Below are 12,292 nucleotides of genomic sequence, written 5' to 3'. Positions count from 1 at the left end.
GATCTGAAAAAATGTCTAACTGTCTCTTGTCCAGCGCCAATTTCAGCAAATGTTCCGTAAATATTCTCGTTTAAATTAATGCGTAAAGCTTTGTCTTTTATAGAAGGAATCTGTTCGATGACCTTGTCACCTTTGAGTTTTATTTCTGTACCCATTTTGTTTTAAATAGATTTGTTACAAAGTTAGTAAATTAGGAGTCTAATGAAAGAGAAATAATCTATTTTTGTAAAAAAATTAAGTTCAATTGAAGGTTTATTTTTTAGGTACAGGTACTTCTCAAGGTATTCCGATTATCGGAATCGATCATCCCGTTTGTAATAGCACTGATGTTAAGGATAAAAGGCTTCGTGTATCCATCTGGATTACATGGAATGAGCATTCTTATGTAATTGACTGTGGTCCCGATTTTAGACAACAAATGCTTTCCTGCGGATGTCGAAAATTAGATGCAATTCTTTTTACGCATGAGCATGCAGATCACACTGCAGGGTTAGACGACATTCGTCCTTTTAATTTCAGACAAGGTGAAATTCCAATTTACGGACATCAGCGAGTTTTGGATAATTTGAGACGCCGTTTCGATTATGTTTTCGAAACCGTAAATAAATATCCAGGCGCACCAAGCGTAAAAACTATAGAGGTTCATAATAATGTTCCTTTTGCTGTTGGAGATAAAATGGCAATTCCGATAAATGCAATGCATGGCGAATTGCAGGTTTTTGGTTATCGAATTGATGATTTTGCTTATTTAACAGATGTAAAAACAATTGAACAATCTGAAATTGATAAACTGAAAGGTTTAAAAGTTTTAGTTGTAAATGCTTTACGAGTTGAACCTCATGATACGCATTTTAATCTTAAAGAAGCACTTGATTTTATTAACCTTGTAAAACCTGAGAAAGCTTATTTGACACATATAAGTCATGTTTTAGGTTTTCATGAAGAAGTACAGAAAACACTTCCGGAAAATGTTTTTTTGGCTTACGATAATTTAGAAATTACAATTTAATTATACCACACAATGAAAAAATCCTTAATGCTTTATCTTTTTATTCTGGCTGTTTTGATGAACGTTTTTACATATGCGTTTTATAGCGGAGAAGTAAAATTTGCACAGAATAGATACGATAAAACAACTAAGAAATTAAGAGACAGCATCAGTTTAGTTAAAACAAAATTAGCTGAAGCAGATTATTTTTCTCTAGAACATAATGAAAATGCTCAAAATTACTTTGATAACAGCGCTTCTGGCGGAAAAGTAATTTTGTATGAAAAACTAATTCCAGTTGTAACTGAAAAGTTATTAGATTTCAATTCAAATCCGAAAGGGAATCCTTATACAGGTCAGGATATGATGGACGGAAAGAAATTCATCATCAACAAAGTTAAAATTTTAAACCACAGATGGATTATTGCAGATTACAGCAATGGTGAATTATGGGGGGAAGTCTTGTTAAAATACTTTGTAGATAACGACGATAATATTACATTTGAAGTAAATCAAACTTGGTTGTATCAAAAATAGGATTTTTTAATCCTATTTTTTTTTTGACCTTTAAATAAATAGGATTATGAAAAAGATGTTTTTGTTTTTGATTATGGCAAGCGCGTTTTCATGCGCTAAAAAAGTTTCTCATGAAAATGGAAACACAACTCCAAAAGAACCGCAAAAAGAAACCGTTGCAGGGGGTGATTCTGATGCTCACGGATGTAAAGCTTCGGCTGGTTATACTTGGTCAACACTTAAAAAAGAATGTATCCGAATTTTTGAAGGTACTAAGTTATCACATGCTGATGACGAAAAAACGTATACAACTGCATCTTACGTAATTTTTGACGGAAACAAAGCAGAACTTTTCTTAGATACTCAAAAAGAATCCATCATTTTAGAAAGAAAATCGGAAGGCGATTCTTGGATTAACGGAGATTGGCAGTTAATTCCATGGAAAGGATATGTCTTGAAAAAAGGAGGAAAGGTTCTTTATACGGGAGAATAAAGTTTACAGTTTTCAGTCGCAGTTCTCAGTATAACTTTGTCAAAGTTTCAAACTTTGACAAAGTTTTGGAGAATACATTTACGTTCTAAACTAAAAACTGTGACTGCGACTGAAAAGTGCGACTGAATACTAACTCAACAGCCAATTTTTAAAGTCAAAGAAATTCTGCGGAGCAACTCCGTGACCAACAGGATATTCTCTATATACTACAGGAATATTTAATTGTTCTAAAATAGCTGGAGTTTTTCTAGCCCATTCAATCGGAATGACTTGATCTACAGTTCCGTGAGAAGCGAAGAATTTCAGGTTTTTGAAATCGTTGTTTTCAAAGCCTTCCTTTATGATTTCTTCATTAAAATAACCACTCATTGCTACAACACGCTGAATTTTTTCTGGATAAGAAAGCGCTGTTGCATAACTTAAAATCGAACCTTGACTGAATCCGATTAAAGTAATATTATTAGCGTCAATTGGATAATTTGCTACTAATTCATCAATAAAAGAAGCGATTCTGTCTCTCGAAATTTTAGCTTGTTCATTATCTGAAAATTTATTTTGGTCTGCGTCAAAATTGATAGCGTACCAAGCATAAGCGCCATATTGTAAATCATAAGGAGCTCTTGCAGAAATAATATAGTAATTATCAGGAAGTTCAGAGGCAAATGAGAATAAATCTTCTTCATTACTTCCGTATCCATGTAATAAAAGTAATAATGGATTTTTATCTAAAATTACTTTTGGTTCTCTTATTTTATATTCTAAAGATAGATTCATTTTTAATTGTGAATTGTAAGTTGTGGATTTTTAGTCTCAGTCGCAGTCTCGGTTTTCAGTTCTCAACTTTGTCAAAGTTTCAAACTTTGACAAAGTTTTTTAGCGTTTCAGTTTTGGAATTTGGAATTTTAAATATTAACCAATTTTACGAAACCATTTTTGAAACAATTCTCCAACTAGAGGAATGGGTCTCATTTGTCCTTGAATAGCGTTAAAAATACCGAAAGTCCATAGAATTGAAATACAAATCCACATTGGAAAAGTGATAAAAAAACTATCAAAATTACTGATGATTGCTCCTAAAGAAATAAAAGTTAGTGACAAACCTAAAGCTTGACGGATATGAAAAGAAGCAAAACTGTTTTTGTTTTCAGAATTCATACTCATGGCGATCAAAACACCAATAATTAGAATGTAACTCGTTATTGCGATTGGTTTTCCTTCTTCGACTGAATTATTCATTTGTATTATTTTGTAACTAATTGATTTTGATTGAAAATTCCGTAAACAGAACCTTTAATTTCAGCTCCTAAGAAAGCAGAATTTTTAGATTTTGAAAGAATGTTTTCTTTTGTAAAAGTTGATTTATGTTCAGGTGTAAATAGTGTCAAATTGGCTTTTGCACCTTCTTCAATTGTAGTGTTTTCCAAGCCAAAAACATTTCTAGCTGTTAATTTTGCTATGATAGTTTCAACAGGTAAAACGGTCAATAAAGCTCCAAAAGCACTTTCTAAACCAATTGTCCCATTTTTAGCGGTGTCAAATTCCATTTTTTTGAATTCAATATCAATCGGGTTGTGGTCAGAGGTAATTAAATCAATTGTTCCGTCAGCAATTCCGTTTAGTAAAGCTTGTCTGTCAACTTCTGTTCTTAATGGTGGTGTTACTTTGAAACGAGTATCAAATTCGTCTAGTTTTTCATCGGTTAAAACCAAATGATGTACAGATGCGCTACACGTTACGTGTAGACCTTTTGCTTTAGCTTCTCTAATTAATTCCACCGATTTTGCTGTAGAAATAGTCGGAATATGAAGTTTTCCCCCTGTATATTCCAATAAAAATAAGTTTCTTGAAATTTGTAGTTCTTCCGCTAAATTTGGAATTCCTTTTAAACCTAATCTGGTTGAAACAATTCCTTCATTCGCAACGCCATTTCCTTTTATGTTTGGATCCTGCGAATATGCAATTACCAATCCGTCGAAATCTTGAACGTATTGTAAAGCGATTTTTAAAATATTAGCATTATCGATACTTTTGTTATAATCTCCGAAAGCGATCGCTCCAGCATTTTTCATATCAAAAAGTTCTGCCATATCTTTTCCTTCGCTGGCTTTAGTTAAAGCGCCGATTGGGAAAATTTCCGTTGCAAAACCATTTGCTTTATTTTTCACAAAACTTACCTGAGACTGATTGTCAATAATTGGTAAAGAATTAGGCTGTAATCCAATTGCTGTAAAACCACTTTTGGCAGCAACATTTAATCCGTTTGCAATGGTTTCTCTGTCTTCGTAACCTGGTTCTCCAAGAGAAACACTGCTGTCAAACCAGCCTTGAGAAATATGAAGATTATCAAATCTTACAACCGTTTCATCATTATCGTGAGGAAGAGAAACTCCTATTTTTTCTATTACACCATCTGCAATTAAAAGATCAACAGTCTGATTGTGAAACGGACTTTTTGAGTCGATAATTTTGGCGCTTTTGATGATTAGTTTCATATTTTGGATATTTATTTTATTCAAACATTAAATGTTTTTTTATTTCTACCATTAAGAAATTAAGTTCATAAAGCGAGGGACTTAATTCTCTGGACATTTAAAGTAAGATCATAAAGAAAAAACTTAATAATCTTAATGTCTTAATGGTGAAAAATCATTTTACAAATTTTATAATTGCTATTTCTAATGCTAAAAATAACAGTGCAAAGATAACAAACCATTTCCAAATTTGGCTGTCTGTTCGCTCTGTTTGTAAGGTATTAAAAATGGTTGAAATTGTATCGGCAGTTTTAAAATCAGAAACTACATTGGTGTTTACCTGACTCAAATCGCTTTCGGTTCTTTTGTAGTTGAAACTGATATTTTCAACCCATTCTTTTTTATCAAAAACACTATAATTTCCAGCTGTTTCTGGGAAATCATTGAAGGTTAATTTGACTTTATTGTTTAAGATCTGCTGAATCGGAATAAAGGAATCATCCGTTCCTTTTACTTCTAAGATTGCATCTTTAGTCAATAAAACATCAACAAAATAAGGCTGATTATTTCCAATTGTCAAAGCATTTACACCAGTTTTCTGATTGTTCTGTGCTATTTTATAAAATAAAGGAACAATTAAAGGCGATTGCTGAAAATTGGAATTGGTACTATTTATTGGCGCTGTAAAAACAGTTATTCCAGAAACCTGACTTTGAACTGCCGTAACAAAAGCTGTTTGGTCTTCAAACGAAAGAACAGCCGGATAAGAACTTGAAACAGCAAACGAACTATTCACTTTCGGATATTGGAAATTCGTGATTTTGTTTTCGAAAACTCCTGAAAATAAAGGATGATCAAAATTAATTTTAGTGATTAATTTACTGTTGGTTTCTAGATTTCCGAATTGAATTTTTCCAAAACTGCTTAAAAATGTATTCAAATTGGAAATCGAAGTTTTCTCAGACGGAATTACAACTAGATTTCCTCCTTTAGAAACAAAAGCTTTTAAAGTTGTCTGTAATGCCTGCGGAATATCAGTTAATTCGTTTAGAATAATTGTGTTTTGCTTTTCTAAACTATTGTAATCTAAAGAACTAATTGAATAATTGTTATAGTTGAATTCGCCAGAAGTATATATTCTCGATAAGAAATTGCTTTTTTCTGGCTCGCCAATACTGATTACGTTTGTTTTTTTGTTTTTAGAAATACTGAAAAACAATTTGTTATCATAAGTTAAACCATTATCCTCAATTGCCACATAACCGTGAAAAGCTTCTTTTGGAATCGTGAAATTGATTTTCTTTTTCTTCGCATCAAAATTAACAATCGTTTTGGCAATCAGTTTGTTTTGGTTATAAAGTGCTGTAGAAACTGGTTTGAAATCTTCGCCGTAAGCTGAAAGGTTAATTCCGATTTCATAGAAGTTTTCCAAAGTCTGATTGATGTAAACACTATCAATAGAAACATTATTTTTCTGTTCTGCTTTTGGAACTATGAAATATGGTTTTTCTTCGAAATCCATAGTTGCAATGTCTTTTTCTTTCAAACCCACTGCATCTGTAATAATCACGATGTCTTTTTTATGAGACGATTTATGTGCTTTAATTTTTGCTGTAATGGCTGAAAGATCAAAAGAAGTGGCGCTGTATTTTAGATTTTGTAAAGCACTTTTAGACGATTTAATATCAGTATTCCAAAAATTTTCGGTGTTGGTCAAAAGTGAAAACTGCGTGTTTTCTGGAGTGTTTTCGAGTAATTCCTGAACGGCTCTTTTTAGTAATTCTCCCTTTTTTCCTTTTGCCTGCATACTAAATGAATTGTCTAAAACGATATACATTTCGTTTGAAGCATTTTTGCTGTCAATGGCTTCAAAAAAAGGCTGTGCAAATGCAATAATGGCACAAGTGAGGAGTAGTAAACGCGTGGCTAATAAAAGTCTTTTTTTGATTTTAGAACTCTTACGAGTCTGAATAGCAAGTTCTTTTAAGAATCGAACATTGGTGAAATAGGAAGTTTTAAATCGTCTTAATTGAAATAAGTGAACCAAAATAGGAACGATCAATAAAAACAGAAAGTATAAAATTTCGGGATGTTTAAAATGCATTCTGGCTTCGATTTACTTCACTACGTTTTGTTTTTCGCGAAGATGCTGGTCAAAAATACGAATTAAAAATTATTTAAACCATATAAGTTCATATTAGAGATTATAAGTAAAAGAATAAAGGATAGCTTATATAACTTATATGTACTTATATGGTTTAAGAAAAAAATGTAATTTTTGTAATTTCTTGGAATTAAGATGGTACTTCTAAACGATATTATTGCTTATTTTAGCTGATTCAAAAAAACAAACTATGAAAAAAATATATTTAGTATTATTTTCAGCTTTATCATTGACCACGGTTAAAGCTCAAAATAAATTCAACTTGTTGGTTGGAACTTACACTAATACTTGCCAAAGCAACGGAATTTATGTTTACGAATTCGATGCTACAAACGGCGATTATAAATTGAAGAATTCTTCTGAGAATGTTGTAAGTCCAAGTTATTTATCTGTTTCTGCTGATAATAAATTTATTTACGCAGTGAATGAAAATGGAACACAAAGTACTGTAAGTGCTTTTTCATATGATTCTCCATCTGGAAAAGTAAATTTTTTGAATAAAAATGATGCTTTAGGAGCAGATCCTTGTCATTTGATCAATGATGATAAAAATGTAATTGTTGCCAATTATTCTGGTGGAAGTATTGTAGTATTCAAGAAAAATCCTGACGGAAGCATTACAGAAGTACAGCAATTGATTCAGCACGAAGGAAAAGGACCAAACGCAGCGCGTCAGGAAAAAGCGCACGTGCACATGGTTGTTTTTTCTCCAGACAAAAAGTTCGTGCTTTCAAATGATTTAGGTTTGGATAAAGTGTTTATCTATAAATATAATCCAACTTCTAAAAACGAAATGCTGACTTTAAAAGGAAGTGTTGATGTAAAACCTGGAAGCGGACCAAGACATTTAACTTTTAGCAAAGACGGAAAATTTGTTTACTTAGTTCAAGAGTTAGATGGAACTTTGACCACTTTAAGTTGGGATAAAACAGGAAGTTTAAAAGTAATTGCAGAAACAAGTATTTTACCAAAAGATTTTAAAGGCGGAACAGGAGCAGCGGCTATAAAACTTTCTCCTGACGGAAACTTTTTGTATGTATCTGATCGTGTAGATGCTAATGCTATTTCAGTTTATAAAGTTCTTAAAACGGGAGGCTTAGAATTGGTAGAACAACAAAGTACTTCGGGGAAAGGACCAAGAGATTTTGCAATTGATCCAACAGGAAATTACCTTTTAGTTGGGCATCAATATACTAATGATATAGTTATTTTTAAGAGAGATATCGCAACAGGAAAAATCACAGATACAGGAAGAAGAATTCAATTGTGTTCGCCGGTTGGATTGGTTTTTACGAAAAATTAATTTTTAAAAAGTGACAAAGTTACAAAGGCTCAAAGTTACAGAGGTTTAAACCTGTACTTTTGAGCCTTTAACTTTGTCACTTTGTTCCTTTGAACCTTTGTCTCTAAGAAAAATTATTTATTTTTCTTTTTCTTCTCGTTTCTTGTCTTCAACATATTTCTATTAACAGAACCGTGCGTTTTCTTTTTGGTTTTTGAAGGACCTCCAAGATTAACTTTTTGGTTCTTTTTAGATTTTTCGTGAAAAGCGCCGTCTCCTTCTAGTTTTGGTTTCTTTAATAAAAACTTTCTAGGTAATTTGTCTTTTTCTGCTTCAATTAACTTTTCAGAGATTTCAACTTCTTCAGGGAAATCAGCGATTTCAAGTTCCTGGTCCATTAAAAGTTCTGTTTCGATTTTGAATTCTTCTTCTCTTGGAGTAACAAAACTAATGGCAGTTCCCGTTGCATCTGCACGACCTGTACGACCAATTCTGTGCATGTACAATTCTGGTTCTTCTGGAAGTTCGAAGTTGATTACGTGAGTAATATTCGAAATATCCAAACCTCTCGCCATAACGTCGGTTGTGATTAAGCCTCGAAGATTTCCTTCTTGAAACTCAGCCATTGTGCTCAAACGATAATTTTGAGATTTATTCGAGTGAATGACACCAAATTGTCCTTCAAAAAGCTCATCAATACGATTGAAAAGCATATCTGAAATCTTTTTGTTGTTTACAAAAACCAAAATACGACTCATACTTTCGTCGTTCTCTAGTAAATGTTTTAAAAGATTTACTTTAGTATTGAAATTCGGTACGTTATAAGTAAGCTGTGTAATTTTTTCAAGGGGAGTTCCCGATGCAGCCAATGTAACTTCTTCAGGAAAATCAAAATAATCATTTAGTAAATCATCTACTTCGTCTGTCATCGTTGCAGAGAACAGAATATTTTGACGTTTGGTTTTCATCATAGCAAAAAGCGAAGTCAGTTGTGGTCTGAAACCTAGATTCAGCATTTCGTCAAACTCGTCAATTACTAGTTTTTGTGTTTCGTCAAAACGAACAACAGCATCTAGTGCCAAATCCATTGTACGTCCTGGTGTTCCTACTAAAATGTCAACTCCTTCGTAAACGGCTTTCTTTTGCGTATTGATGTTTACACCTCCGTAAATTCCTAGAGTTTTAACCGACATATAAGTAGTCAGTTTCTCCACTTCTTCCACAACCTGAACTACTAATTCACGAGTTGGAACTAAGATTACAATTTTTGGAGTATTGGTATGCGTAAATTTATAAAGCTTTAAAAGAGGCAGTAAATAAGCAAATGTTTTACCAGTTCCAGTTTGTGCAATTCCCATCATATCGCGTCCAGACATGATTACAGAAAAAGATTTTTCCTGAATAGGAGTAGGCGTAACAAATCCTAATTCGTCAACTGCTTTTTGTAATGATTTTGGAAGATTAAATTTTTCGAAAGTGCTCATTTGCTTTAAATTTTGTGCAAATGTACGTTAAATTCATGGTTTGTTTATCAAATTCTTAAAATCATCTGATAATTTATTAATCTAACTATTTAATTTTCAATATTAAAACCCTTCAAAAACGCCTAGTCCAAACAAAGCAAAATCGTATTTTACAGGATCTAAAGCATCCATTTCACGAAGTTTTTTGTCTAATTCAGCGAGTGCTTTGGCATCGTTTTGTTTTCGTTCTAAAATACCAAGTTTGCGAGCAACATTTCCAGAATGAACATCTAATGGACAAGATAGAACGGATGGAGAAATACTTTTCCAAATGCCTAAATCGACTCCTTTTGCATCTTGGCGCACCATCCAACGCAGGTACATGTTGATCCTTTTGGCAGCCGAATTATTCAGCGGATCTGAAATGTGTTTTTGAGTTCGTGCCAAATGATCGGTTTCAAAAAATATCTTCTTGAATTCGCTGATACTTTTCTGCAGACTGTCTTTTTCCTGATTTTTAGCAAAAACATTTTCAAGTCCGTTATGGTTTTGGTAAATGTTTTTTAGTCCTTTTATAAAACCAGCAAAATCATGTCCGTTGAAAGTTCTGTGCACAAAAGTTTCCAGTTTCGCCAAATCTTCATCAGAATGTGTCATAACGAAATCGTAAGGTGTGTTGCCCATCAATTCCATCATTTTATGTGAATTTTTGATGATCATTTTACGGTTTCCCCAAGCAATCGAGGCGCTTAAGAAACCTGCGATTTCAATATCTTCCTTTTGAGTAAAAAGATGCGGAATTTGCACAGGATCACTTTCAATAAAATCCTGATTGTTATATTGGATGACTTTTTCGTCTAGAAATTCTTTTAATTCTGATTTATTCATTTGTTTTAATTTCTTTAGAGTAGAATCCGTCTTTTAAATCGTTGGTGCGCATTTGGGGAATAACATGATAGTATTTTTCAAAATAATCCAGCTGTTGTTTATCTACACAAGGAAGATTCCCGTCGCCATTTGCCCAGAAAAAGTCATTTTCTACTGGAGAATTATATTTTAAATTTCCTAATTGAATGGTTTCAAAGGAAGTGTTACTTTTTGAATTTTGATATGGAGAGATACTGTTTTTTATCGAAAAATTACTTATTTCAAGCATGAATTTATGGTTTGAAAATCCATTAAGAGTAATAGGGAACAATAAAACAAAACCAGTAATAAATATCGAAAAAATAAGGAAGATTTCAATTGTTTTCTTTTTGTAAAAAAGGCAAACAAAACAAAAAAGAGAAAAGAACAATATGAAATTCATGAAAAATCGATATTGAGGCGATGTCAAACCTAATAAAATCAGTTGTAAAAGCATTATGAAATAAAGAAGCCATATCGCTTTTTTGTTTTGATATTTATAAATAAAAATGGGTACAATTACTATTAAAAGAATGCTGATTTTATTAAATAAACCATTCAGTTTTGGCATCGAAAGCCAATGAAGGAATAAATCAAAAACACTCATTTTATGATATTGTTCTGCCGTTAAAAAGAAACCGTAATACTTAACCTGATCGTAGTAAAAGTTTTCTATTACATCGGGAATTGCATAATTTGTTGTTAAGACATTAATTTTTGAAGGAAATATCGGCGAACCACAAATAATCATATTTTTAATAACAAATATAGCAGCAATCAAAATTGTTAGTATTATTGGTTTTAAAAGGTTTTTGGAAATAGTTTTAAAATGAAGGCCTAATAAAATGATTGGAAATATGGCAAAAGTTAAAGTTGTGTTTTTTATGTATAATAAAAAAAGTACTAATGCCGTAACAAGTTTGAATATTTCGACAGTTGTGTTTTTGAAATTTTCTAAAAAATAAAAAAACAAAATAAAAGAAATGATATAAACAGGAATATCGGGTGAAGGTGCACTGATAAACTGAAAGAAAAAAATATTGAATAAGGGAACTAAACCAACAATCAGATAGTTTTTATTGCTATTTCTATAATATTCATTAAGTTTTTGAATGGCGAAAATATTCCCTAAAAGCAGACAAAAACCACTCAAATCATTGAAGTTCTTGTATAGGAAAGAGAAATTAAAAACACTTTGAGTGATATGCCAACCACTGGTTTGACCATAAAACAAATGAAGATTGGCAAGTCCTTTGACAAAACCATATTCATTAAGCCATTTTATAGTTTGAATGTAGTAGGATTCGTTGTCAATTACGAATGGGACAGAAGCGCATTGTGCAATTATTAAAACTGCGATAATAATTAAACAGACTTTTAAACTGCTTTCTAGTTGTTTAAAATTAGAAAAAAATGATTGGTAAAGATTGGTGATTTCATTGCGAAATTTTAGAATGCAAAAAATATTCAATACAACTAAAGCAATATGAAATTCAATATGTATTCTCCCGAATATGGCCCAAATACTGGCTAAAATAGTAACAGAGAATAATCCAAGAATCGATGTCGTGACAAAATCTTTGTTTTTTAGATCCATTATTTTGTCAAAACCCAAACCTAAATTAATGGTTGTGAATAAAATATAAATCCAGCTGATTGCAATTAAGAGCATTACGAAATTATTTGTCCATCAGACATTACTAACTTTCTGTCAGCCATATTGGCTAATTCTTCGTTGTGAGTTACGATTACAAAAGTCTGCCCAAATTCATCTCGAAGCTGAAAAAATAACTGATGCAGGTTTTCTGCAGAATGAGTGTCTAGGTTTCCAGAAGGTTCATCAGCAAAAATAACATCAGGTTTGTTAATCAAAGCTCTTGCAACTGCAACACGTTGTTGTTCTCCTCCAGAAAGTTTGCTAGGTTTGTGATTGATACGATGTGAAAGTCCTAAAAAAGAAAGCAATTTTTTAGCTTCAGCTTCAGTTTCTGAAGTTTTTTTACCTGCAA

Annotated in this window: 12 protein-coding genes and 1 pseudogene; 4 read left to right on the top strand and 9 right to left on the bottom strand. The window is 32.2% G+C overall.

From position 1 onward, the window contains the following. Positions 1 to 155, bottom strand: a pseudogene (locus VGE71_RS10040) (TonB-dependent receptor); the annotation flags it as partial. Between the two features lie 89 nt (positions 156 to 244). On the opposite strand from VGE71_RS10040, the gene VGE71_RS10035 reads away from it, so the two are divergent. The 3 genes from VGE71_RS10035 to VGE71_RS10025 are packed head-to-tail and all read left to right on the top strand — an operon-like array spanning position 245 to position 1,997. Beyond that, the gene (locus tag VGE71_RS10035; protein WP_331138210.1) at positions 245 to 1,009 is read left to right on the top strand and encodes an MBL fold metallo-hydrolase; all 765 of its coding nucleotides are present in this window, start codon (positions 245 to 247) and stop codon (positions 1,007 to 1,009) included. Positions 1,010 to 1,021: 12 nt separating this feature from the next. After that, positions 1,022 to 1,525, top strand: a complete 504-nt coding sequence (locus VGE71_RS10030) for a hypothetical protein (RefSeq protein WP_331138209.1) — start codon at positions 1,022 to 1,024, stop codon at positions 1,523 to 1,525. Between the two features lie 46 nt (positions 1,526 to 1,571). After that, positions 1,572 to 1,997, top strand: coding sequence for a hypothetical protein (locus tag VGE71_RS10025; protein WP_331138208.1), 426 nt, complete (start codon positions 1,572 to 1,574; stop codon positions 1,995 to 1,997). A 129-nt stretch (positions 1,998 to 2,126) separates the two neighbouring features. On the opposite strand, the gene VGE71_RS10020 is transcribed toward VGE71_RS10025, so the two are convergent. The 4 genes from VGE71_RS10020 to VGE71_RS10005 form a co-directional block, all read right to left on the bottom strand. Continuing rightward, positions 2,127 to 2,771, bottom strand: a complete 645-nt coding sequence (locus VGE71_RS10020; protein ID WP_331138207.1) for an alpha/beta hydrolase — start codon at positions 2,769 to 2,771, stop codon at positions 2,127 to 2,129. Between the two features lie 135 nt (positions 2,772 to 2,906). Next, the gene (locus VGE71_RS10015) at positions 2,907 to 3,233 is read right to left on the bottom strand and encodes a hypothetical protein (protein WP_331138206.1); all 327 of its coding nucleotides are present in this window, start codon (positions 3,231 to 3,233) and stop codon (positions 2,907 to 2,909) included. A 5-nt stretch (positions 3,234 to 3,238) separates the two neighbouring features. Continuing rightward, on the bottom strand, positions 3,239 to 4,489 hold the full coding sequence (locus VGE71_RS10010; RefSeq protein WP_331138205.1) for a dihydroorotase: 1,251 nt from the start codon (positions 4,487 to 4,489) through the stop codon (positions 3,239 to 3,241). A gap of 154 nt (positions 4,490 to 4,643) precedes the next feature. Beyond that, complete coding sequence (locus VGE71_RS10005) at positions 4,644 to 6,572, bottom strand: BatA and WFA domain-containing protein (protein WP_331138204.1); 1,929 nt, start codon at positions 6,570 to 6,572, stop codon at positions 4,644 to 4,646. A gap of 250 nt (positions 6,573 to 6,822) precedes the next feature. Between VGE71_RS10005 and VGE71_RS10000 the strand changes: the two genes are divergently transcribed. Then, complete coding sequence (locus VGE71_RS10000) at positions 6,823 to 7,935, top strand: lactonase family protein (RefSeq protein WP_331138203.1); 1,113 nt, start codon at positions 6,823 to 6,825, stop codon at positions 7,933 to 7,935. A gap of 113 nt (positions 7,936 to 8,048) precedes the next feature. Here VGE71_RS10000 and VGE71_RS09995 read toward each other — a convergent pair whose 3' ends face one another. The 4 genes from VGE71_RS09995 to VGE71_RS09980 all read right to left on the bottom strand — a co-directional run. Next, on the bottom strand, positions 8,049 to 9,398 hold the full coding sequence (locus VGE71_RS09995) for a DEAD/DEAH box helicase (protein ID WP_331138202.1): 1,350 nt from the start codon (positions 9,396 to 9,398) through the stop codon (positions 8,049 to 8,051). A gap of 102 nt (positions 9,399 to 9,500) precedes the next feature. Then, the gene (locus VGE71_RS09990) at positions 9,501 to 10,265 is read right to left on the bottom strand and encodes a TIGR02757 family protein (protein ID WP_331138201.1); all 765 of its coding nucleotides are present in this window, start codon (positions 10,263 to 10,265) and stop codon (positions 9,501 to 9,503) included. Next, on the bottom strand, positions 10,258 to 11,955 hold the full coding sequence (locus tag VGE71_RS09985) for an LIC_10190 family membrane protein (RefSeq protein WP_331138200.1): 1,698 nt from the start codon (positions 11,953 to 11,955) through the stop codon (positions 10,258 to 10,260). Before VGE71_RS09985 ends, VGE71_RS09990 begins: the two co-directional genes overlap by 8 nt. Further along, positions 11,955 to 12,292, bottom strand: a 338-nt coding sequence (locus VGE71_RS09980) for an ABC transporter ATP-binding protein (protein ID WP_331138199.1), incomplete at its 5' end; no start/stop codon positions are given. The genes VGE71_RS09980 and VGE71_RS09985, both read right to left, overlap by 1 nt.

The organism is Flavobacterium sp., assembly GCF_036405015.1.
Taxonomy (GTDB): Bacteria; Bacteroidota; Bacteroidia; order Flavobacteriales; family Flavobacteriaceae; genus Flavobacterium.
This window is presented reverse-complemented; position numbering and strand designations above follow the sequence as displayed.

Bases quoted from the DNA above. Each gene is read 5' to 3' on its own strand.
- VGE71_RS10030 (WP_331138209.1), top strand. From the start codon at position 1,022: ATGAAAAAATCCTTAATGCTTTATCTTTTTATTCTGGCTGTTTTGATG.
- VGE71_RS10025 (WP_331138208.1), top strand. From the start codon at position 1,572: ATGAAAAAGATGTTTTTGTTTTTGATTATGGCAAGCGCGTTTTCATGC.
- VGE71_RS10020 (WP_331138207.1), bottom strand. From the start codon at position 2,771: ATGAATCTATCTTTAGAATATAAAATAAGAGAACCAAAAGTAATTTTA.
- VGE71_RS10015 (WP_331138206.1), bottom strand. From the start codon at position 3,233: ATGAATAATTCAGTCGAAGAAGGAAAACCAATCGCAATAACGAGTTAC.
- VGE71_RS10010 (WP_331138205.1), bottom strand. From the start codon at position 4,489: ATGAAACTAATCATCAAAAGCGCCAAAATTATCGACTCAAAAAGTCCG.
- VGE71_RS10005 (WP_331138204.1), bottom strand. From the start codon at position 6,572: ATGCATTTTAAACATCCCGAAATTTTATACTTTCTGTTTTTATTGATC.
- VGE71_RS10000 (WP_331138203.1), top strand. From the start codon at position 6,823: ATGAAAAAAATATATTTAGTATTATTTTCAGCTTTATCATTGACCACG.
- VGE71_RS09995 (WP_331138202.1), bottom strand. From the start codon at position 9,398: ATGAGCACTTTCGAAAAATTTAATCTTCCAAAATCATTACAAAAAGCA.
- VGE71_RS09990 (WP_331138201.1), bottom strand. From the start codon at position 10,265: ATGAATAAATCAGAATTAAAAGAATTTCTAGACGAAAAAGTCATCCAA.
- VGE71_RS09985 (WP_331138200.1), bottom strand. From the start codon at position 11,955: ATGCTCTTAATTGCAATCAGCTGGATTTATATTTTATTCACAACCATT.